Origin of the sequence: Streptococcus sp. OMI870 (assembly GCF_047460295.1) — a bacterium.
Classification (GTDB): Bacteria; Bacillota; Bacilli; order Lactobacillales; family Streptococcaceae; genus Streptococcus.
Window position 1 is genome coordinate 452,297 of record NZ_JASHGM010000001.1, and the last position, 20,353, is coordinate 472,649.

Consider the following 20,353-nt stretch of genomic DNA (forward strand, 5'->3'; position numbering starts at 1 on the left):
CTTCATTGGTCTAGAACTTCAAAAACAGAAGCTGTTAAGTTCTCCACATAGAATGGTCGTTTATGACGGCTATTGCCAACTATCAATTCTAATTGATTTGAATTTTGGAGGTAATAAGGAAGTCCGCTAGCATTAAAGATGACTTGGTACTTCTTGTCTCCTGTTAATTCATAGATAACCAAGCCACTGGTATCTGTTGCAGATTGGATAAAGACTTGTTGGTAAATCTTATCATAGCCTTCAAGCGATAAGATAGGTAGACTGGTCTTCAAGGCAATCAGACTGCGAATATAGTCAATTGATTCCTTGTGTTCACTCACCAAATTCCAATCGACCTGATTGACAAAATCTGGAGCATTATAGGAATTCATGGCCCGTTCACGATCCAAAGGAGTGATCTCTCCTTCTGGGCCCGTAGGAACCAATTTTGTCCGCATAAACTCTTGTCCCACCTGCATAAAAGTCATTCCTTGGAAAAGTAGATTCATGGCTGTAGCCAATTCTGAGCGCTTGACCAGTCCTGCTACTTCTTCATTTGGATGGAGGGTCTGAAGCAAGTCATAGAGGTTATAGTTGTCATGAGCTTCCACATAATTTAAGACCTGGCTAGGCGTCAAATAATTCCCAAGTTCCGCACTACCTAAAACAGCACGCGCAACAATATTCTCCGTTGATTTACGGCTGACAAACCCTCTCTTGATAGAACCATAAACCTCAGCCCCTTTAATAGCATCGCGCTCCGTGTCGTTAAAGAATCCAATACGTGGCAATTGCGCCGCATTGTCTTTCTTGGCTTTATCCTCTGGCGCGAGACCGGTTCCCATATCCCAACCTTCTCCATAAAGGAGAATCCGAGGATCCAGAGCATCCATCGCCTCCCGAATAGCATTCATTGTCGTCACATCGTGAATGCCCATCAAATCAAAGCGGAAACCATCGATCTGGTACTCTTTGACCCAGTGCGTAAGGGAATCAATCATGTACTTGCGGTACATTTCATGCTCACTCGCCGTCTCATTACCGACACCTGTCCCATTTTGGAAGCGCCCATCTGGCTCCATCCGGTAATAATAATCCGGAACTGTATTTTGGAAGGGACCATTATCAGTTGAGTAGATATGATTGTAGATCACATCTATGACTACAGAAATCCCAGCGTCATGATAAGCCCGGATCATGGTTTTAAGCTCTTTCATGGTTTGTTTGGGATTGGATGGATCCGTTGAAAAACTGGTTTCTGGTGCAGAATAATTCTGAACGTCGTAACCCCAATTGTAGGTCACACGACCTTCTTCATCGTACTGTTTATAGCGATCCGAAATCGGCTGTAATTGCACGACATTGACCCCTAACTGACGGATATAATCAAAAGCAGTCGCATCGCCATGGCTATTGACGGTTCCTTCTTGGCAAGCCCCCAGATAGGTCCCACGCAAAGACTCGTCCACACCTGATGTCGGTGACTTGGTTAAATCCCGAAGGTGCATCTCATAGATCACTGCTTGACAAGGATTGTCCAAGCGCCAAGGAGTCGCATCGGCGCCTTTTTTAGTGCCCCAATCAAACTGACGATCTGCTCTTGAGAGAATGGCTGAGCGCATTCCATCGGCTGTCGTTGCAATGCTATAAGGATCGCGCGTCACTTGAGTCTGGTGTTCAAAATGCACACGATATTGATAAGCCATGCCACTTAAATTTCCTAGAAAATCTAGAATCCAAACACCTTGGGTGTTTTCTGGATGGTAGCTAGACTCTTGTTTGCCTCGCATCATCGGAATGGTTTTCCAAACTGGGGCATCCGGTTCAGTTGACTGATAGAGCACCAATTCAACTTTCTTAGCCGTAGGAGCCCATAACTTAAAGCAATACTCACCATCTTCATCTCGACAGCCGAGCCAACCTTGATAAGCCCACTTAGCATCAAAGTTCTTTGCATGGGTAGCCATATCATAGGCATGAGGCTGACGATGACTGTAGGCATGACTAGTCAAAGCAGCTTGTAGAGAATAGTAGACTGTATCATCTCCATCGAGAATCCAGACTTCTCTTACAAATCCCTCTGGTAAGAGTTCGATTTCAAAATCTCGGGTCTTGGTAAACCAATCCCCTTCTTTGACCAAGACATGTCCTCGGTTTAGCGGTCCTTCGCTCTCATAAACCAGATTCCCCTCTACTCCAAAATAATCCAACTTGGAGAAAGAGACTGATTTTCCTTCTACTTGGTCTTGCCACTGCCACATATCATAGGCAAAATAATTTCCTTTTTGCTTATGAAAATGAAGCTTTACATGGTATTGTCGCATAACATTTTCCTATTTCCAATTTGATACTGACGGAACCATTCGCCCATCCATCAGGCGAATAACCCCATTGTTTGTCTTTATTCCTCAGAGGTGTGTACTAAAGCATCGGTGTTGATTTCATCGATATTTGCAAAGAATTCCAAGTGATTATGGAAGACTTCCAATTCAACCGGAGTATCTCCACCATATTCTCCATCTAGATTAATGCGGAATGGTTGATCATTCTTGCCAATCATATCAATCGTCAGCTTCTTAGTTTTGAGATATTCTACATTGTCATCATGCACATGCTTGCCCCCGTTAATCGCCTGAATCATCAAGGATAACATGTTAAAAAGCTTAGCAGTTTTTACGATAATCAAGGTAAAATTCCCATCATCAAGCTTGGCATCTGGCGCCACACTTTCAAAACCAGCGATTGAGTTGGTCAAGGCCACAAAAATCATAGAGGCTGGTCCTTCAAAAACACCATTGTCATGCTCGATTCGCACCTTACGAGCCTTATTACGTGGCAACATTTTCGCTGCTTCTGCAACATAGGCAAAGTAACCCAAACGAGATTTGACACTACTTGGAACACTGAAGGTCAACTCTGTCAGGGTCCCTGCAGCAGCAATATTGATAAAGTATTTGCTGCCATAAGCACGACCAATATCCATTTGAATGATTTGATTCTTTTCAATAATGCGAGCCGCTGCCACCGGATCTCCCATCGGGATCTTCAAGGCACGCGCATAATCATTGGTTGTCCCTGTTGGAATAAAGGCCATCTGGGGACGATGTTCTAGTCCAGCAACCCCATTAACTACTTCGTTAATCGTACCATCACCACCAGCGGCAATGATCAAATCAAAGCCAGCTTTGGCCGCTCTTTCTGCTTCATTTTGAGCAGAAAATGGTTCGGGAGTGGTTTGATAAGCACTGGTCTCATAGCCCACGTCTTCCAGTACGTCCAAAACTTCCGCAATGTTTTTCTTGATAATTTCTTGCCCAGAGGTAGGATTATAAATTAAACGGGCTTTTTTGATTCGTTCTACCATAAACATCCTCTACAAACTTTCAAGCCAGGACTCATCTTCTACCTGGATTCCTAATTCTTGTGCTTTGGATAACTTGCTACCTGCGTCTGCCCCAGCAACGACCAAATCTGTTTTCTTAGAAACAGAACCAGTTACCTTAGCACCCAGACTCTCTAATTTGGCCTTTGCTTCTGAACGTGTGAGCCGTTCCAGCTTACCAGTCAAAACAACCGTCATCCCTGAAAGGGCTGCATCGGCAGCAACTTTTTCACCAAGATAGGTCAGATTGACTCCTGCTTCTTTCAATTCCTGCAGGAGACGCTTGGATCCCTCTTGTGCGAAATAAGACTTGAGGCTTTCAGCCACAACCATACCGAGACTGTCAATACCTGCAATCCGCTCTGGATCAGCGGTAGCCAATTGATCGAGGTCATGGAATTCTTGAAGCAAGATTTGACTAACCTTGCTTCCGACATGTCGGATTCCCAAACCAAAGAGTAACTTTTCAGCTGAATTCTCTTTTGAAGCTTGAATGGCTTCATAAAGTTTTTCAGCAGATTTTTCTTTGAAGCCTTCTAAGGTCAATAGATCCTCTACAGTGAGCCGGTAGATCCCCGCTACATCCTCTACCAACTGAGCTGCGAAGAGTTTCTCTACAACAGCTGGACCCAAGCCTGTGATATTCATAGCATCCCGACTTGCAAAGTGGTTCAATCCTTCCTTAATCTGAGCTGGACAGAGCGGATTGATACAGCGAAGGGCCACCTCATCCTCAAAATGAAGCAACTCACTCTGGCAGCTCGGACAATGAGTTGGAATGGCTAATGCTTGATCAGATACCCGTTTATCTTTGACAACACGCAAGACCGCAGGAATGATATCACCCGCCTTGTAGACAATGACGGTATCATCCTGATGAATATCCTTTTCGGCAATATAGTCCACATTGTGTAAGGTTGCCCGACTAACAGTGGTTCCTGCTAGCTGGACTGGAGTTAGATTGGCAGTTGGGGTCACCACACCGGTCCGTCCAACCGTCCAATCCACCGATAGGATTTTCGCTTCTTTTTCTTCAGCTGGAAACTTATAGGCGACAGCCCATTTAGGAGCTTTTACGGTAAAGCCTAGTTCTTCTTGAACAGCTAGGTCATTGACCTTGATGACGATCCCATCGATATCGTAGGGAAGGTCCTCTCGAAGCTGAGCTACTTTTTGGATAAAGTTCCAGATTTGATCCATATCCTCAGCCAGCACTCGCTCCTGGTTTACAACAAATCCTAACCGGGCCAATTTTTCAAGCACGCCTTCCTGACTGCTCTGGTCGGTTGGACTCACTTCTTGGTACAAGAAGGTGGAAAGATTCCGCTTAGCCACAATTTTCGTATCCAATTGGCGGAGCGTTCCTGCCGCAGCATTTCGTGGATTGGCAAATTCCGGTTCACCATTTTCCTGACGGATCTGATTGACCCGATCAAAAGAAGCCCGTGGCATATAGCACTCGCCTCTTACCGTGATGTTAATTGGCTCTGGTAGAACCAAAGGAATGTCCTTGACCCGTTTTAGGTTCTCGGTGATATCCTCACCGACAGAACCATCCCCACGTGTTGCTCCTGTTACAAGGACACCATTTTCATAGGTAAGGGAAATGGACAAGCCATCGATCTTCAACTCGCATACATAGCTGACAGAAGGAAATTCTTTGCGGACCCGTTGGTCAAAAGCCTCTAGTTCTTCCCGCGAAAACGCATCCTGCAAACTATAAAGGGGATACTGGTGCTGGTATTTAGTAAAGCCTTTTAAAACCACACCACCCACACGGTGAGTTGGACTCTCTGGCAAAACATCTTCCGGATGGCTTGCCTCTAGTTCCACTAACTCCCGATATAATTGATCGTATTCACTATCAGAGACTGATGGAGCGTCTTTTGTATAATATTCATAGGCATAGCGGTTAAGTAATTCCACTAATTCTTTCATTCTGGTTTTCATGTTCTTATTTTATCATAAAATCTTAATTTAGCCTTGAATTTACTGCATTCTTAGCATGAAAAAAAGGAGCTCAGGCTCCTTTTTTTATTTTGTAAAATCGATCCGTTTGGATAGTTGATTGATCACAATCGCTCCAAAAATCAAGGATGCAAATTCACCCAATCCCATGGTCAACCAATTGTAGAAGAATGGTTGGCCTTGCAGGTAATAAAGCTCCAAGGCAATCGTAAACATAGAGATGGAAAAGAAAATCGCAAACAAGAAATGGTCTAACCGAATAAGACCGTCGAATAAGAACTTGTTTTTGAAACGTCCAAATAGAATAAGTCCAAGACCTAGGAAGACAAAGGTTGAACCTCCACCGACAAAGACATCGATCCATCCAAAACTAAATAAGTTGGCAATCATACAACCGATGGTTACCCCAATCAAGTATTTCTTATTGTAAAAGGCTAAGAAATTCATCATTTCCGAAACACGGAATTGATAGCCATAGTAGGCCATAGCATTGAGAGGGGGGGTAATGGTCAATACGATATAAATCGCAGCAACGATGGCAATTTGTGCCATATCACGAGCAGTTAACTGTTTCATCTATTCTCCTTTAGCGGTATTCCCGCGTCTAATATGCTTGGCGAAAGGATCTTAAGCACCAAGGGTTGAAGTCTTGATTTCTTCAACCTTTCAAGTATAGCATATTTTCAGGTTTTATGGTAGACTGATTTTATGAAAAAACTGATTAAAAAATTTTTTGATAATGAAATTTTATCCTATCTCTTTTTTGGAGTAGCCACAACCCTTGTCTCTGTCTGTACCCGTCTTTTCATCTACCAAATCACTAGCGATGAACGATTGGCAACAGCAATCGGGAATCTCGCGGGGATCCTCTTTGCCTTTGTCACCAATGATACCATCGTCTTTAAGCAAGAAAGAAAGGGATGGTTTCAGCGCTTGATCCGTTTTGCGATTGCCCGCTCGGGTACCTTTATACTAGATATGGCCTTGACTGAGATTTTTGTCAAGCAGTTCCCCGGAATTATCGGTCAATTTGTCCACAACAACAAGAATCAAATCAATCTAATTGAAACCCTCTTTGCACAAGTAGCCATTATAGTCCTCAATTATCTCTTTAGTAAACTCTTTGTCTTTAAAAATAAAAACAAGGCTTGAAACGATTGTACTGACCCCAAAAGTTAGATTTTTTCTGTCTAACTTTTGGGGTCAGTTCATATTGTTTCAGCCTTATTATTTTAAACTTCTATACTTGCTTGCTCTGCACTTAATTGATAGATCGTTCCTTCGACCCCAAAATAATCCTTGGCTAGGTCTTTCAATTCCTGCATAGCTGTTTGTGCACGTTTGGCCTGCTCTTCATTGATGGCTTCAATGACTAGGATAGCATCTTTAGTCTCTTCCGTCAGCATGGTTCTTTGAGCTTCCCGCCAATTCAAACAACGACATACTGCACCTTCTTGGTCGTAGTAAATGATCTCCCCTTCCAAAGCTGGAGCATCCTCTTCAGCCCCTAGTGGAAAGAACGGTTCGCCTCCTTTTGCTTGTCCCAGAGAGAGTCCTCCAACCAATTTGCTCATGTCTTCACCTCCACAAGGAAGGGCGTAAGCCATTGACACACTATTGTAAAGATCCACCAAAGGATTAATCGGGTAGAATTCACGTCCTTGGTGTACTCTTTTTAAGAGGGCTTCGATCGAAGATCTAGCTCCTTTTTTTGTTTTAAACTTGCTAAAAGCCTGACGCCACTCTTGGACAAATTCACTCTGGGTATAGTTGTCTTCATCAATAAAGTCCCAAGCTCGCTTAGCACCCTTGTCTAACAATTCTTTGAAATAAGGATCCTTGGCTTCATCTACTGTATTATCAATGCCATACAAAGACATAACCGTAATCCGAGCTGTTGGAAATAAATCCCAAAACGCTTGATCGACTGTTACTTTCATTGTTTTACCTCACTATAATTTCTTTTTTGACCTTTTTTGACAAGCTCCCAATCCAAGGTAATATTCTCACGTACCCGGACCAGATACTCCTCTAACTGTGCGACTTCTTCTTTTGAAAAGCCTTTTAAGGCGGTTTTCTCAGAGTAAAGATGCTCCCCTAAAATGAAGGGGTATATCTCCTGACCTTTTTCAGTTAATTCCCATTCCTTGATTTTGAGGTTTTCCCCCAGGGGACGTTGCTGAATCAGACCACGCTCTTCTAGTTTTTTTACGGATCTAGCAACCGTGGACCGATCGACTTTTAAGAGATCAGAGAGTTCTTCCTGGATGATCCCTGGTTGTTCTGCAATTCGGACCAGGTAGAGATATTGACCACGTGCCAAGTCAATATCACGAAATTCGATATTCGCAATGGAATCAAGAGCACGCGCGATGATGCCAATCTCGCGTAAAATACTCATCCTACTCCTCCTTTTTTGATAATCCTATCCTAACACATTTTTATTGCAAATGCAATAAAAATAAATCAAAAAAAGAAACCAGATCAAATCTGATTTCCTTTATTTAGTTTTATGAGTATGTTTGAGACGCAAACGCTGCTTTAATTTGAGAGATGCTTCCCTGTGTCGGAAAGCCACTTGTTCCGTTTTTAATTTGGAGACAATTTCTCCACTACGCGTTTGAAACTTGGCTTCTCTCGCAAATTGGATACTGGCGTTTAAAATACAACCAATAATCATGATTTTCGCTACTAAGACAAACCAGAACATAATAACGGCAAGGACGACCGAACCAAAGAAGCGGGCATCTAAGAAATGACTCACATAGCGGTCTACGTATTTCCAAAAGATATTCAAAATAGCATACAAGACAATGACTACAAAGAAGGCCCCTGGAAAGACATATCTAAATTTAGGAATCTTTACATTTGGTAGAGTGTAATAGAGCAGGACCAGACTGACAAAGAGCAAAAGGTAAATGGTCGGTTCCGTCAAATTCAACAAGCGGATATAGATGGTTCTGTCAAATGAAAAAGTTTGATAGAGATAGCGGACGATCATCTTGCCAAACATCGAGAGGATGAGCGAGAGGCCAAATAAGCCCTGCAAGGCAAAACTGATCAGAAAGCTAAAGAGTCGTCCCCAGATAATGCCACGTTCCTTCTCAACCCCATAACTTTTATTATAGGCCTTTTGAAGGTAGGCAATGCTCTGAGAGAAAATCCACAAGGCGGAAATAATCGAGAAACTCAGTAAGCCCGTAGAAGGCTTGGTCAATACACTCGAGATCATCTGGGCCACTGTCCGATACAAGGTAGTTGGCAAGACCTTTTCTAAGCTCAACAAAATCTGAGTGGGACGAATATGAAAGTAGGGCAGAATATTGGCCGCAATCAGCATCAAAGGGAAAATCGAAATCAGCAAATAATAAGCCACTGCAATGCTCGTGATATCCGATTCTGAACTTTGATAAAACCGCACAAATCCCTTTATAAATGGCTGATCAAACATTTTTTGTAGGACCTTTTTCATCCGTCACCTCCCCGTTTTACTAAAAAAGAGCAAAGAGCGAAACCAGACACTTGCCTTCAGCTCCATTCTTCCCTCTTCATCTTTTAGTAAGTTCCTTCTTCACCTTGACTAGTTAAAATCACTGGACCATCTTTTGTAATGACAAATTGATGCTCATATTGACAAGACAGACCACCATCAAGGGTCTTATGAGCCCATCCAGTTTTCAAATCTGTATCAATTTCCCAGGTACCTGTATTAATCATTGGTTCAATCGTCAAGACCATTCCCTCACGCAAGCGAAGACCACGTCCAGCACGTCCATAATGCGGTACCATTGGTTCTTCGTGCATCGTTGGACCTACTCCGTGCCCAACCAAATCGCGCACGACGCCATAACCTTTGCTTTCAGCATATTCTTGAATCGCTGCACCAATATCTCCTAAACGATTGCCAACGACCGCTTTCTCAATCCCTTTATAGAGACATTCTTTGGTCACATCCATCAAATCTTTGACTTCTTGAGAAACATTTCCGACAGCATAGGCCCAGCATGAATCAGCTAAACCACCAGTGTAAGACTCTGTGTATTTTTTGACTTGCGCAACATTATCAAAATCTAATTTTGATACATCCAAAACAGATTTATCAAGCGGTTCAGATAAAACCATATCCACCTTGAGGAGATCGCCATCTTTTAGGATGACATGACGGGGAAAAGCATGGGCTACTTCATCATTCAAGCCACAACAAGTCGCATATGGGTAATCCATAAGACTACCTTCTACACCGATCTGAAGCGGCAAGACATTGGCTTCTTTACAGCGACGACGGACATATTCTTCTACTTCCCATAGGTCAAGCCCTGGCTTGATCAAGTCACGTAATCCAATATGGATGCTTGCAAGGAAATCTCCTGCACGATCCATGGCTTCAATTTCACGTTGTGATTTTAATGTAATCATTGTCTCCTCATTTCTTTTGTTTAATTAATCTTAATCGTAATGGTTGCTTTCGCGACTAGCTGCAGATCTAAATACAAGCTAAAATCAACCAAGGCCGAACGTCTGGTTCGTCGAACTAGTTGTGGTTCAATGCGGATCACATCATCCACCTGCACAGCCTGTAAAAAATTGATGATCAACTGTTCGACAATCAAGCTACGCCCACTGTGTTGCATCATCTTGCGTACAACCTTCATCAGCACTTCGATCATAACCCCATTGGCCAAAACACCGCTTTTCTCCAGCATACTCGGTTCCACTGTAAATTGGTAACGGTCGTTCTCCGTTTGAATCTTTTGACCAATTTGCTCACTAAAGGTTGGTAAGCTCGAAAACTGCACCTTGCTAATCCGATCCATGACATCCCGACGCGTGATCACACCAAGCAAGGTCTGGTTATTGCGAACAACAGGAATCATTTCATAGTCTTCAGCGATCATCCGTTGGCTAATCGTTGCAATACTAGTGGACAAATTAGTGGTAAAAATGGTCCGTGACATCACCTTATCGAGGGTCGTCTGAGGCGCTTTATCTCCAGCATCTCTCATGGTCACAACCCCAACCACCATCTGGTGTTGATTGACAACTGGAAAGCGGCTAAAGCGATTTTTCCGGACTAAATCCAAATAATCCCTTACCGTATCGGTTTCAGAAAGATAACCATACTCATGAAAAGGCCGATAAACCTGCTCCACTGTCAAGATATCCGTCTTGATTTGCATATTGGACAAGGCCTTATTGATCATGGTAGCGACGGTATAGGTATCATGAGCCGTCCGAATCACTGGGATCTGCACCCGATTCGCAAGCGAAATCACATCCTCGTCAACTTCAAAACCTCCCGTGACCAAGACTGCATTGTCGTGTTTTAAGGCGAGACGTTGGATATTGGTTCTGTCTCCAACAATTAGGAGTCCTCCCTCAGACACATAGTCTAAGACATGCTCTTCCGTCATGGCCCCAATGTAAAATTTATTAAATTCTTTTTCGAGACCCGCTTCCCCAGCTAAAATCTCCGAAGCGGTGATCTCTAAAATTTCCCGATAGGTCAGATGCTCTAGTACAGACTTTTGCGATTTGACACGGATGGTCCCACTTCTAGGCCTTGTTTCTACAATCCCTTGATTTTCAGCCTCTTTAATGGCCCGATAGGCCGTCCCATCACTGACATTCAAAAAATTTGAGATGCTCCGAACACTGACCCGTTTCCCAATCGGTAATTTTTCGAGATAATCTAAAATCTCTTGGTGTTTACTCATAAAAGTCCCCTCTACCTATGCGGAAATCATAATAATCGCGCATTTTACGCGTATATCGGTCGCTCCCTTTAAATTGACGAAAGAGACGAAATCCAGCCTTTAGAGCGACTCTTTGACTCCCTGTATTTTCAACATGAGTGATGACCCTGATTTCTTTTAGTTGAAATTTCTCAAATGATAGATAAACCAACTCTTTGACCGCTTCTGTCATCAGGCCCTTTCCCCAAAAATCTTTGCGTAAAAAGTAGCCTAACTCAGCTTCTCCCTTGATTTCATCCAACTTTTCAAACTTGATGGAACCGATCATTTGATTTGTTTTCTTATCACAGATGGCCCACACTCCTAAAGGATTTTTCATGAAATAGTTAGCCAGAACATACTGGGTCTCGGTAAGATCTGCTTGAACAGGAAAGATAAACTGTAGATTTTCAGGATTCGAAGCAATCTTATAAAAATCTTCGGCATCCCCAAAGAGAAAAGGTCGTAAATACAACCTTTTTGTTTCAATCAGTGAATAGGCAGCTAAGTGCGTCCAAATATTCATTTTCAACTCCAATGCTCTGTTATCCTGGTCGCTCTTACCAGATCCCCACCACTGTCGCTAATCCTCTACTAATTGGATCTCTGCTCCAAGTTGGGTCAACTTATCAATAATATCTGAATATCCGCGAAGGATGTATTCCACATTTGTAATCTCTGTTGTTCCAGAAGCCATAAGACCCGCAATCACCAAGGCAGCACCAGCTCGAAGATCCGTCGCTTTCACACTGGATCCAGTTAATTGATTTGGTCCTTCATAGATAATGTGGTCGTTCAAGGTCGAAATAGTAGCACCCATTTTAGCCAATTCTGGCACATGGTTGACCCGTTTTTCATAAATCGTATCGACAATTCGTCCACGTCCTGTAGCAGTTAAAAGCAAAGGCGTGATCGGTTGTTGTAAATCAGTCGCAAAACCAGGATAAGGAGACGTTTTGATCTGGATGGTCTTCAAGCCTGTTTGCTTTTCTACAAAGATGCTATCTTCAGAAATGGTCATGCGCACACCCATCTCCTCCAACTTAGCAATAAAGCTCTCCAAATGCTCATACAAGACATTATTGATCTGAATACCTTCGCCAATAGCAGCTGCAAGCGCAATATAAGTTCCTGCCTCGATCCGATCCGGTATGACCTGGTGTCTCGTCCCATGTAAATGGGCAACACCGTCAATGATAATCATATCTGTTCCTGCTCCACGAATACGGGCTCCCATGTTGTTGAGCAAGGTTACTACATCAATAATTTCAGGTTCCCGAGCAGCATTCTCAATCACTGTACGACCTTCAGCCTTGACGGCCGCCAAAATCGTATTGATTGTTGCACCGACACTAACAGTGTCCATGTAGATGTTGGCTCCTTGGAGAGGCCTGCCATCAGTCGCAAGCTTCATACTTGAACCATCCATGGTCATGGCTGCTCCCATCGCTTCAAAGGCCTTCAAATGCAAATCAATGGGACGTGGACCAAGATCGCATCCACCAGGCAAGCCAACAGTTGCTTGACCATAGCGGCCTAGTAAGCTTCCATAGAAATAATAGGAGGCTCGCAGACTATTGATCTTACCAAACGGCATAGGCATATCCTTGACCCCACGTGGATCAATGATCAAACTGTCCTCATTACGCTCAATCTTAGCCCCCATGATGGTCATGATCTCAATCAAACTTGCGACATCTGAGATATCCGGTACTCCGTCCAGGGTTACCACATCATCTGCCAGAATAGTCGCAGGAATAAGGGCCACTACACTATTTTTTGCACCACTAATGGTCACCTCTCCTTTTAGAGGGCGACCACCATTTATTACAATTTTTTTCATTTTAATAATTCATTAGCTCTTTCAAGTCTTTTTCCTTTTACTATCGTTTTTTGCAACGGAAATAAAAGGGACAACGTATGTAACATACTGCATCTATTATACCACAGATGGGCCTATTTTTCCATCTGTAGAAATTTTCAAAATGAAAAAAAGCTAGGATCAGCTTAACCCTAACTTTTATATTTCAACGAATTATTTTACAGCTTCTTTCAAGGCTTCTACCTTGTCTAAACGTTCCCATGGAAGGTCAATGTCTGTCCGTCCCATATGGCCATAAGCCGCTGTTTGACGGTAGATTGGACGTTTAAGGTCCAGCATTTGGATAATTCCTGCAGGACGAAGGTCAAAGATTTGACGCGCTGCTTGTTCCAGCTTACTTTCGGCTACGGTTCCAGTCCCAAAGGTATCGATCCGAACAGAGACAGGTTGAGCTACCCCGATCGCGTAAGCCAATTGAACTTCTGCTTTCTTAGCAAGCCCTGCTGCCACAATGTTTTTGGCAATGTAGCGAGCTGCATAAGAAGCGGAACGGTCTACCTTAGTGGCATCCTTACCAGAGAAGGCACCACCACCATGACGTGAATAACCACCATAGGTGTCCACGATGATCTTCCGACCCGTCAAACCTGAGTCACCTTGAGGTCCACCGATAACGAAACGACCAGTTGGATTGATGAAGAATTTTGTCTCATCATCTAGGTAAGAAGCTGGAATCACTTCTTTGATGACCTTGTTAATCACATCTTGGTGGATTTGTTCATTGCTCACTTCTGGATCGTGTTGAGTTGAAATAACAACCGTATCCACGCGCACTGGCTGGTCATTTTCATCATACTCAACAGTGACTTGAGATTTGGCATCTGGACGAAGATAGCTGATTTCACCAGACTTACGTAGCTCTGCCAAACGACGAACCAACTTGTGGCTGAGTGAAATTGGCAATGGCATGAGTTCTTCTGTTTCATCCACCGCAAAACCAAACATGAGACCTTGGTCTCCTGCACCGATCAAATCGAGTGGATCTTGATCCGCATTCCCACGTACTTCTAGGGCTTCGTTTACCCCTTGAGCGATATCAGGAGATTGTTCCACCAATGATGGGTGAACTCCCACCGTCTCCGCAGAAAAACCGTACTCTGTATTGGTATAACCAATCTCTGCAATAGTATCCCGAACCACACGGTTAATATCGACATAAGCATTGGTTGAAATTTCACCAAAAACATGCACTGAACCAGTATAAACAGCTGTTTCAGCCGCAACGTGTGCTTCTGGATCTTGCTCTAAAATAGCATCCAAAATAGCATCTGAAATTTGGTCTGCAATCTTATCTGGATGCCCCTCAGATACCGATTCAGACGTGAATAATTTACGTTCTGACATAAAAAATGTCCCCCCTTAAAAAATTAGTGTTATAGAGTTACAAAGTACTGATAGACAGTCTATCATCTTATCGGGACCATATAACACTTCATTATAACACATTACCAATAATATGGAAAATTATTTTCAAAAAAGCCCATTAAATCAGCTTTTTTGGGCTCAATTAAACAAACTTAAGCAATCCTCAAAGTTCCTAAAAAGTTCACAAAAAAATACCCCGTAGGGTATCTATCAATTTACGAGTTCAGCAGGCAAGATCTAGCACCCTCACACGGTGCTTTTTTTATCTTCAAAAATGGTAGGCTACCGCGCACCTATGGGTACTCGATGACCTACCATCTACTTAAATGATAACATATCTTTAAAAATTTTCAACCCTATCTACTTTAATCAGTCTCCATTTTTAAATAATATAGTTCCAATAAATACCAAGACTCCCAGAATAAAGGATAAAATATTTGGACCTATCCAATAAGTATCTGGCGTACCTATAATGGAAATAACAAATAAGATAGCTGCCGCATTTAGGAGTCCTTTACTTCCTTTTCTCATACCAATGAAAAGTAATATAGTCGCAATCATAAAACAAATATAATGGATGGCACCAATATATAAGATCAGTAGATACATGGGGTTTCCTAAAAATAAAGGAAAAATCATAATACCAAGGTGACAGACTGCTATTATAAGGGCGCTCCATAACCAAGACGACTGAAGAATAATTCTTTTTGGCGAATTTTCTTTATCATTGTTTGATCGTATCTCAGCATTCAACTGATCGTTTACATCTATCTCTCCTTCTACTTGAGAGTCTGCCATCTCTGGTTTAGTTTCAATAGATGATAGATCTTGTACTTTCACCTTGGACTCCCAGCTATCTGCAACTCTATCAAACAAACCAAAAACACGACAAACAATATAAATAGATAAGAGAAGATAAAAGAGACCGTAGAAGCTTATACGAGAGATGAAAGAGTATACTACACCTATCTCAACAAGAGAAGATAAAATTATCAAAAGAGAAAATACTTTCTGAAGTTTATCACTTGTACTTGTGATCATAACATTAATCAGAAGTAGAAACATTAACTCCATTACAGTGTATCGCAGTGTAAAAGCGTAAATGTCACTCGTTCTATCCATACCAATCAATATAAATAGTGGAGAAATATTTGTAGAGGCAACAAATAGTACTAAATAAGCTATCGATGATTTCCAACCATCTTTACTTTTCCAATTGTTTAAAAGCTCCCTCATTTCTACATTCTTTATAAGCAACCAAATCCATATTAAACAAATGATATTTAGCACAAAGGAAATGTTCAGCAGATTTGTTGGGGAAAAAGGTGGTAAAAAAAACATAAGTAGTTGAGTAATTGAGAGGAGAAGAACAGCTATCAATCCTTCAACATTTAAACGTTGCTTCATGATTCTCCAAATTACCCAGCAAATAATCATTCCATTCCAGATAGAAAAAATACTAGAGGCAGTGAACAGTGGTGTATTTCCATTTAGATTTCGGGAACTATAGCTCACTACTAGACTACTACCATAAGAAACAAGATAAAGAATTGCTTCAAGAATTAGCAGTATATAATACCTTTTTTTTCTAGACATAGATTCTCCTCTACTTTCTAAGAAAAGTATTTAACTATTCATTTATTTAAATTATAACACAGTTTGTAATCGCTTTCTCTGGGTGTAATCAGTATTTAGCAAAAAAGATAGGACTTTTGGCCCTATCTCCTATCATCATTATTCATTTGGAAGCAATAACGTTCCAATAAAAACCATTCCAGCCATTAAAAGTGATGAAAACAGATTAAAATGCCACTTCGGATCATTGGCAGCAATTACAGCAATAAAATAAAAAATTGTCGCTGCATATAGAGTTGTTTTATCTCCCTTGTTTTTCCCATTCCGTAGTAGGATGGTTGCAAGAATAAAACAAACCATATGAGGCAATATGTTAAGTAGGTACAAAATTACCCATGGTCCTACTGCGATAGCACCACATAAAACAAAGCCAAGATAGCCGAGAGCTAGGTAATATGCAAGAGTTAGAATAGCTGAAGTAGGGACAGATTTTTGTTGATCTTGCTCAACAATTGGTTGCTGAACAGGATTTTCTTGGCCTTGTTCCGCCATTGGTGGCTGAACATATTCTTCTGGCATTCCCTCTTTTTCTTGGTTTGTTTCAGAATGTAGATGTTTATCTGTCATAACTTTCTCCTAACATTTTTAGTTATCCTTTAAAATAATAGCACTCAAAAATCGACAAAAAGAATTGATTTAACTATCGCTTTGATCGACCCGAATACTTTTTATTAAGTAAAGTGGCCCATACCTATCTTTTAATTAAAAGCTTTTCTCTTCTTTAACCAGGAGTGTTCCGATTAAATCCAGAACACCTAAACATAAGGGAGCAATTCGAAATATTTCCCAGTCTGGATCAAAAGCCAAGATGATTGACAGCAGATAGAGTCCAATACTCGCATAAAGAAGGCTTTTATTCCCCTTCTTCATCCCTAGTCGAATTAGAAAAGCCCCAATCGCAAGACTTAATAAGTTTGGACCAAGGAAAATCAAAACGACAAATCCCCATCCATAACCCGAAAGTGCAAATAAAGAGACAAACAATACAAGATAGATAATGGATAAGTAAAAGGTCACTGAAAGAAGAATAGAATGTAAGCTATTTTCTTTTGGAGGATTCTGAACAAACATTGAATTGGGATGATCTTCACTGATCTTACTATGTTCCTTATTTTCTTCAAAATGTTTCTCTTGGTCTGTCATAGCTTCCCCTATCCTTTTCTTATTATTTTATTTATGTTTTCTTTTAACACCATTATACATGATTCCATCATTCTTTTCATGATTCCATCTATTCAATGCTATTTCTTAGAAATTAATTTGGACGGATTTCCAATTAGATTGCTGACATATCATGAAATAGACGGGAAAACTTCCTTAAATAAAATCTGCCTCTGCAATAGCTGCTTTGACCACTGCCAATGGGAGGTGAACCAGTTCCACTTCCTTTTCACGGTAGAGATACTGCGCATAGTCATCGATGCGGTATTGATGGATATAAACCACCCGCTTGCAACCAACTTGAAGCAACTGCTTGGTACAATTCAGGCAGGGAAAGTGAGTCACATAGGCTGTGAACCCTTTAGGAATCCCCCGCTCAGCTCCCTGTAAAATAGCATTGACTTCCGCATGGAGAGTTCGGACACAGTGCCCTTCCACCATGAGACAGTCATGATCCAAGCAATGTTCTGTACCAGAGACAGAGCCATTGTAGCCCGTTGCAACTACCTTATGATCCTTGACCAATACAGCACCTACCTTGGCCCGCTTACAGGTTGCTCGATTTGATATTAACAAAGCCTGTGCAGCAAAATATTCATCCCAGGCTAACCGTTTGTGTCTCACAGTCTTTTCCTCCTTCAAAAACCTTCTAATTTTTTTCATTATAGCACGAAATTGGGTGAAATAAAAGAAGTCTTTGTCACAGCCGATTCCTTCACTCAAAAAAGAGACCCAAATGGATCTCTTTATCAATTATTTACCAAGTTTTGCTTTTGCTGCGTCTGCAAGAGCTGTGAAAGCTGCTGCATCGTTAACAGCCAAGTCAGCAAGCATTTTACGGTTTACTTCGATCTCAGCCAATTTCAAACCATGCATCAATTGTGAGTATGAAAGTCCGTTCATACGAGCTGCCGCATTGATACGTGTGATCCACAATTTGCGGAAGTCACGTTTCTTTTGACGACGGTCACGGTATGCATAGTAGTAAGAGTTCATTACTTGTTCTTTTGCAGTACGGAACAAGATGTGTTTAGCTCCATAGTAACCTTTAGCTAATTTAAGAATACGTTTACGACGTTTGCGTGATACAACGCCACCTTTAACACGTGCCATTTATATTTCCTCCAATATTTCCTAGAATTCTTTACTTACAAATACGCGATTATTTCAAGCGAGTAAGCATTGCTTTGATACGTTTGAAATCTCCTGAATGCACCATAGATGCTTTACGAAGATGACGACGTTGTTTCTTAGTTTTTCCGTGGAAACGGTGAGAAGTGTAAGCACGGAAACGTTTAAGTCCACCAGAACCTGTACGTTTGAAACGTTTAGCTGATGCGCGGTGTGTTTTTTGTTTTGGCATGATATTTTCTCCTTTTTTTAACTTTCTGACAGATTATTTCTTGTCAGTTGCTGGTGCCAACTGCATGAACATTTGACGACCATCCATTTTAGCACGTTGTTCGATGATAGCAATATCTTGAGTTGCTTCAGCGAAGTCGGCTAAAACTTTTGCCCCAATCTCTTTATGAGTGATCATACGACCCTTAAAGCGAATGGAAACCTTCACTTTGTTTCCTTTTTCAAGGAACTTGCGAGCACTGCGAAGTTTTGTATCGAAATCACCCTTGTCAATAACTGGGCTTAAACGAACTTCTTTCACGGTCACAACGCTTTGTTTTTTGCGCTGTTCTTTTTGTTTCTTCTGGTACTCAAATTTGAACTTACCGTAGTCCATAATTTTCGCAACAGGAGGTTTAGCTTGAGGTTGAATGAGAACCAAGTCCACATTAGCGTCGTCCGCAAGTGCTTGCGCTTCACCAAGTGGTTTGATACCCAATTGTTCGCCCTCAAGACCGATTAAGCGAACTTCACGTACACGAATTTCATCATTGATGAATAAGTCTTGCTTTGCTATGGTTTTCACCTCTTTTTTTATTTTAGAGAAAAACAAGAGCGGACTTGCTAACGCAAACCCGCACTACATGATTATAGTTCATTTCTGAAACTTGATCCGTAGGGGCCAGACAACGTTAGTCGCAAGGCGAGAAGTTCTCACTTCTGCTTTTCTCAACTTTTATATGATATCAAGTTTATGATGGATTGTCAAGGATTTTTTTTGCTTTTTCTTCAATAAATGCAACCACGTCTGCAATTCCGACACCCGTAGTGTCAAAATGAATGGCATCTGCTGCTGGTTTCAATGGGGAAACGGCACGGTGACTGTCTTTGTAATCACGCTCAGCAATTTCTTTCTTCAGCAATTCAAGATCTGCTGTGATCCCCTTCTCCAGATTTTCCTTGTAGCGACGTTCTGCACGTTCTTCCACGGATGCCACTAAGAAGACCTTCAACTCGGCATTTGGCAAGACAACCGTTCCAATATCGCGCCCATCCATGACAATCCCACCTTGGGACGCAATTGCTTGCTGTAGAGCGACAAGTTTTTCACGAACAGGAGCGAGAGCTGCAACCCAAGAAACATTATTGGTTACTTGATTATCACGAATCGGATGGGTAATATCCACGTCTGCTACATAAACAAGTTGCTCACCTTCTTCTGATCGTCCAAAACTAATCGGATACTGATCTAAAAGGTCTAGCAAGTCGTCAACCTGTTCAGCGGTCACATTATGTTGCAAGGCTAAATAGGTCGCTGCACGGTACATAGCCCCTGTATCCAAATAGGTATAATCCAGATCTTTGGCAATGATCTTTGCAACTGTTGATTTTCCGCTAGAAGCCGGCCCATCAATGGCAATTTGAATCTGTTTCATGCTGCGCTCAACTCCTACTGAATCTTAACGACATCACCAGGATTGGCATACCATGATCCTGTAGACATGTGAGATGGATTTAATTGTTCCAATTGTGCAATGGAAATACCAGCACGCGCAGCGATAGCTGCTTCGCCTTCACCTGCTTGAACAGTGATCGTACCTTCCTCAGATTCTTCGTCTGTTGAACTTTCTTCTGTTTTTGCAGTTTGTGCAGGTGCTGATGATTTCTGTTCGACCTTGGTTTCTCCATTGTAGAAGCCAGACATTTGTTTGGATTTGTTGCTACCCCCTGTCGAAAGGAAAATCAACAAGCAGACCATAGCCACTACTACTACAAAGAAAATAATCGCTAAAATCGTCAACAGACGATCTGCCTTAATGCCGTTTAACTTACTTGTACGTTTCAATGTTTCTTCTCCATCATCATAAATATCTTCTTCCCATGGTTCTTTTGCCATGACTTCCTCCT

Annotated in this window: 22 protein-coding genes, 1 riboswitch and 1 other annotated feature; of the genes, 1 reads left to right on the forward strand and 21 read right to left on the reverse strand. The window is 41.8% G+C overall.

Annotation, left to right across the window (positions count from 1 at the left end; genetic code table 11):
* Positions 1–2: 2 nt before the first annotated feature.
* The 4 genes from pulA to QM968_RS02340 form a co-directional block, all read right to left on the reverse strand.
* On the reverse strand, positions 3–2,303 hold the full coding sequence (gene pulA, locus QM968_RS02325) for a type I pullulanase (RefSeq protein WP_414381927.1): 2,301 nt from the start codon (positions 2,301–2,303) through the stop codon (positions 3–5).
* A 77-nt stretch (positions 2,304–2,380) separates the two neighbouring features.
* Positions 2,381–3,343: a diacylglycerol kinase family lipid kinase gene (locus QM968_RS02330; protein WP_009732709.1), complete on the reverse strand. Its 963-nt coding sequence runs from the start codon at positions 3,341–3,343 to the stop codon at positions 2,381–2,383.
* Positions 3,344–3,352: 9 nt separating this feature from the next.
* Positions 3,353–5,311, reverse strand: a complete 1,959-nt coding sequence (gene ligA / locus QM968_RS02335; RefSeq protein WP_414381930.1) for an NAD-dependent DNA ligase LigA — start codon at positions 5,309–5,311, stop codon at positions 3,353–3,355.
* Between the two features lie 84 nt (positions 5,312–5,395).
* Entirely contained in the window at positions 5,396–5,905 is a 510-nt protein-coding gene (locus QM968_RS02340; protein WP_414325327.1) for a QueT transporter family protein, read from the reverse strand.
* Positions 5,903–6,009: riboswitch (PreQ1 riboswitch) on the reverse strand. It overlaps the preceding gene by 3 nt.
* Before the next feature lie 28 nt (positions 6,010–6,037).
* Between QM968_RS02340 and QM968_RS02345 the strand changes: the two genes are divergently transcribed.
* Entirely contained in the window at positions 6,038–6,481 is a 444-nt protein-coding gene (locus tag QM968_RS02345; protein ID WP_414381932.1) for a GtrA family protein, read from the forward strand.
* 80 nt (positions 6,482–6,561) lie between these two features.
* Here the strand turns inward: QM968_RS02345 and QM968_RS02350 are convergent, their stop codons facing one another.
* The 17 genes from QM968_RS02350 to QM968_RS02430 all read right to left on the reverse strand — a co-directional run bounded on the left by QM968_RS02350 (position 6,562) and on the right by QM968_RS02430 (position 20,342).
* Positions 6,562–7,269: a B3/4 domain-containing protein gene (locus tag QM968_RS02350; protein ID WP_414381934.1), complete on the reverse strand. Its 708-nt coding sequence runs from the start codon at positions 7,267–7,269 to the stop codon at positions 6,562–6,564.
* Positions 7,266–7,730 carry a MarR family winged helix-turn-helix transcriptional regulator gene (locus QM968_RS02355; protein WP_414381937.1) on the reverse strand — a complete coding sequence of 155 codons (465 nt, stop codon included), beginning with the start codon at positions 7,728–7,730 and terminating at the stop codon, positions 7,266–7,268. Before QM968_RS02355 ends, QM968_RS02350 begins: the two co-directional genes overlap by 4 nt.
* A 99-nt stretch (positions 7,731–7,829) precedes the next feature.
* The gene (locus QM968_RS02360; RefSeq protein ID WP_414325324.1) at positions 7,830–8,801 is read right to left on the reverse strand and encodes a YihY/virulence factor BrkB family protein; all 972 of its coding nucleotides are present in this window, start codon (positions 8,799–8,801) and stop codon (positions 7,830–7,832) included.
* Positions 8,802–8,884: 83 nt separating this feature from the next.
* Positions 8,885–9,745: a methionyl aminopeptidase gene (locus QM968_RS02365; RefSeq protein WP_009732702.1), complete on the reverse strand. Its 861-nt coding sequence runs from the start codon at positions 9,743–9,745 to the stop codon at positions 8,885–8,887.
* A gap of 20 nt (positions 9,746–9,765) precedes the next feature.
* Positions 9,766–11,043 carry a CBS-HotDog domain-containing transcription factor SpxR gene (spxR, locus tag QM968_RS02370; protein WP_414381940.1) on the reverse strand — a complete coding sequence of 426 codons (1,278 nt, stop codon included), beginning with the start codon at positions 11,041–11,043 and terminating at the stop codon, positions 9,766–9,768.
* A complete protein-coding gene (locus QM968_RS02375; RefSeq protein ID WP_414325322.1) occupies positions 11,036–11,587 on the reverse strand; it encodes a GNAT family N-acetyltransferase in 552 nt (183 codons plus the stop codon). Before QM968_RS02375 ends, spxR begins: the two co-directional genes overlap by 8 nt.
* Before the next feature lie 57 nt (positions 11,588–11,644).
* The gene (locus QM968_RS02380) at positions 11,645–12,904 is read right to left on the reverse strand and encodes a UDP-N-acetylglucosamine 1-carboxyvinyltransferase (protein WP_414325320.1); all 1,260 of its coding nucleotides are present in this window, start codon (positions 12,902–12,904) and stop codon (positions 11,645–11,647) included.
* A 192-nt stretch (positions 12,905–13,096) separates the two neighbouring features.
* Positions 13,097–14,287 carry a methionine adenosyltransferase gene (gene metK / locus QM968_RS02385; RefSeq protein WP_009732698.1) on the reverse strand — a complete coding sequence of 397 codons (1,191 nt, stop codon included), beginning with the start codon at positions 14,285–14,287 and terminating at the stop codon, positions 13,097–13,099.
* A 390-nt stretch (positions 14,288–14,677) separates the two neighbouring features.
* Positions 14,678–15,904: an ABC transporter permease gene (locus QM968_RS02390; protein WP_414381943.1), complete on the reverse strand. Its 1,227-nt coding sequence runs from the start codon at positions 15,902–15,904 to the stop codon at positions 14,678–14,680.
* A 138-nt stretch (positions 15,905–16,042) separates the two neighbouring features.
* Positions 16,043–16,510 carry a hypothetical protein gene (locus QM968_RS02395; protein ID WP_414381946.1) on the reverse strand — a complete coding sequence of 156 codons (468 nt, stop codon included), beginning with the start codon at positions 16,508–16,510 and terminating at the stop codon, positions 16,043–16,045.
* Between the two features lie 135 nt (positions 16,511–16,645).
* Positions 16,646–17,086, reverse strand: a complete 441-nt coding sequence (locus tag QM968_RS02400; protein WP_414381948.1) for a hypothetical protein — start codon at positions 17,084–17,086, stop codon at positions 16,646–16,648.
* 174 nt (positions 17,087–17,260) lie between these two features.
* A complete protein-coding gene (locus tag QM968_RS02405) occupies positions 17,261–17,728 on the reverse strand; it encodes a deoxycytidylate deaminase (protein WP_414381951.1) in 468 nt (155 codons plus the stop codon).
* 129 nt (positions 17,729–17,857) lie between these two features.
* A complete protein-coding gene (gene rplT / locus QM968_RS02410) occupies positions 17,858–18,217 on the reverse strand; it encodes a 50S ribosomal protein L20 (RefSeq protein WP_000124834.1) in 360 nt (119 codons plus the stop codon).
* A gap of 49 nt (positions 18,218–18,266) precedes the next feature.
* Positions 18,267–18,467, reverse strand: coding sequence for a 50S ribosomal protein L35 (gene rpmI, locus QM968_RS02415; protein ID WP_001125942.1), 201 nt, complete (start codon positions 18,465–18,467; stop codon positions 18,267–18,269).
* 33 nt (positions 18,468–18,500) lie between these two features.
* On the reverse strand, positions 18,501–19,031 hold the full coding sequence (gene infC, locus QM968_RS02420; RefSeq protein ID WP_004253871.1) for a translation initiation factor IF-3: 531 nt from the start codon (positions 19,029–19,031) through the stop codon (positions 18,501–18,503).
* 15 nt (positions 19,032–19,046) lie between these two features.
* Positions 19,047–19,177, reverse strand: a sequence feature (ribosomal protein L20 leader region).
* Positions 19,178–19,197: 20 nt separating this feature from the next.
* Positions 19,198–19,881 carry a (d)CMP kinase gene (gene cmk, locus QM968_RS02425; RefSeq protein ID WP_414381954.1) on the reverse strand — a complete coding sequence of 228 codons (684 nt, stop codon included), beginning with the start codon at positions 19,879–19,881 and terminating at the stop codon, positions 19,198–19,200.
* Positions 19,882–19,895: 14 nt separating this feature from the next.
* On the reverse strand, positions 19,896–20,342 hold the full coding sequence (locus QM968_RS02430) for an SAG1386/EF1546 family surface-associated protein (protein WP_414381956.1): 447 nt from the start codon (positions 20,340–20,342) through the stop codon (positions 19,896–19,898).
* Between the last annotated feature and the right edge of the window lie 11 nt (positions 20,343–20,353).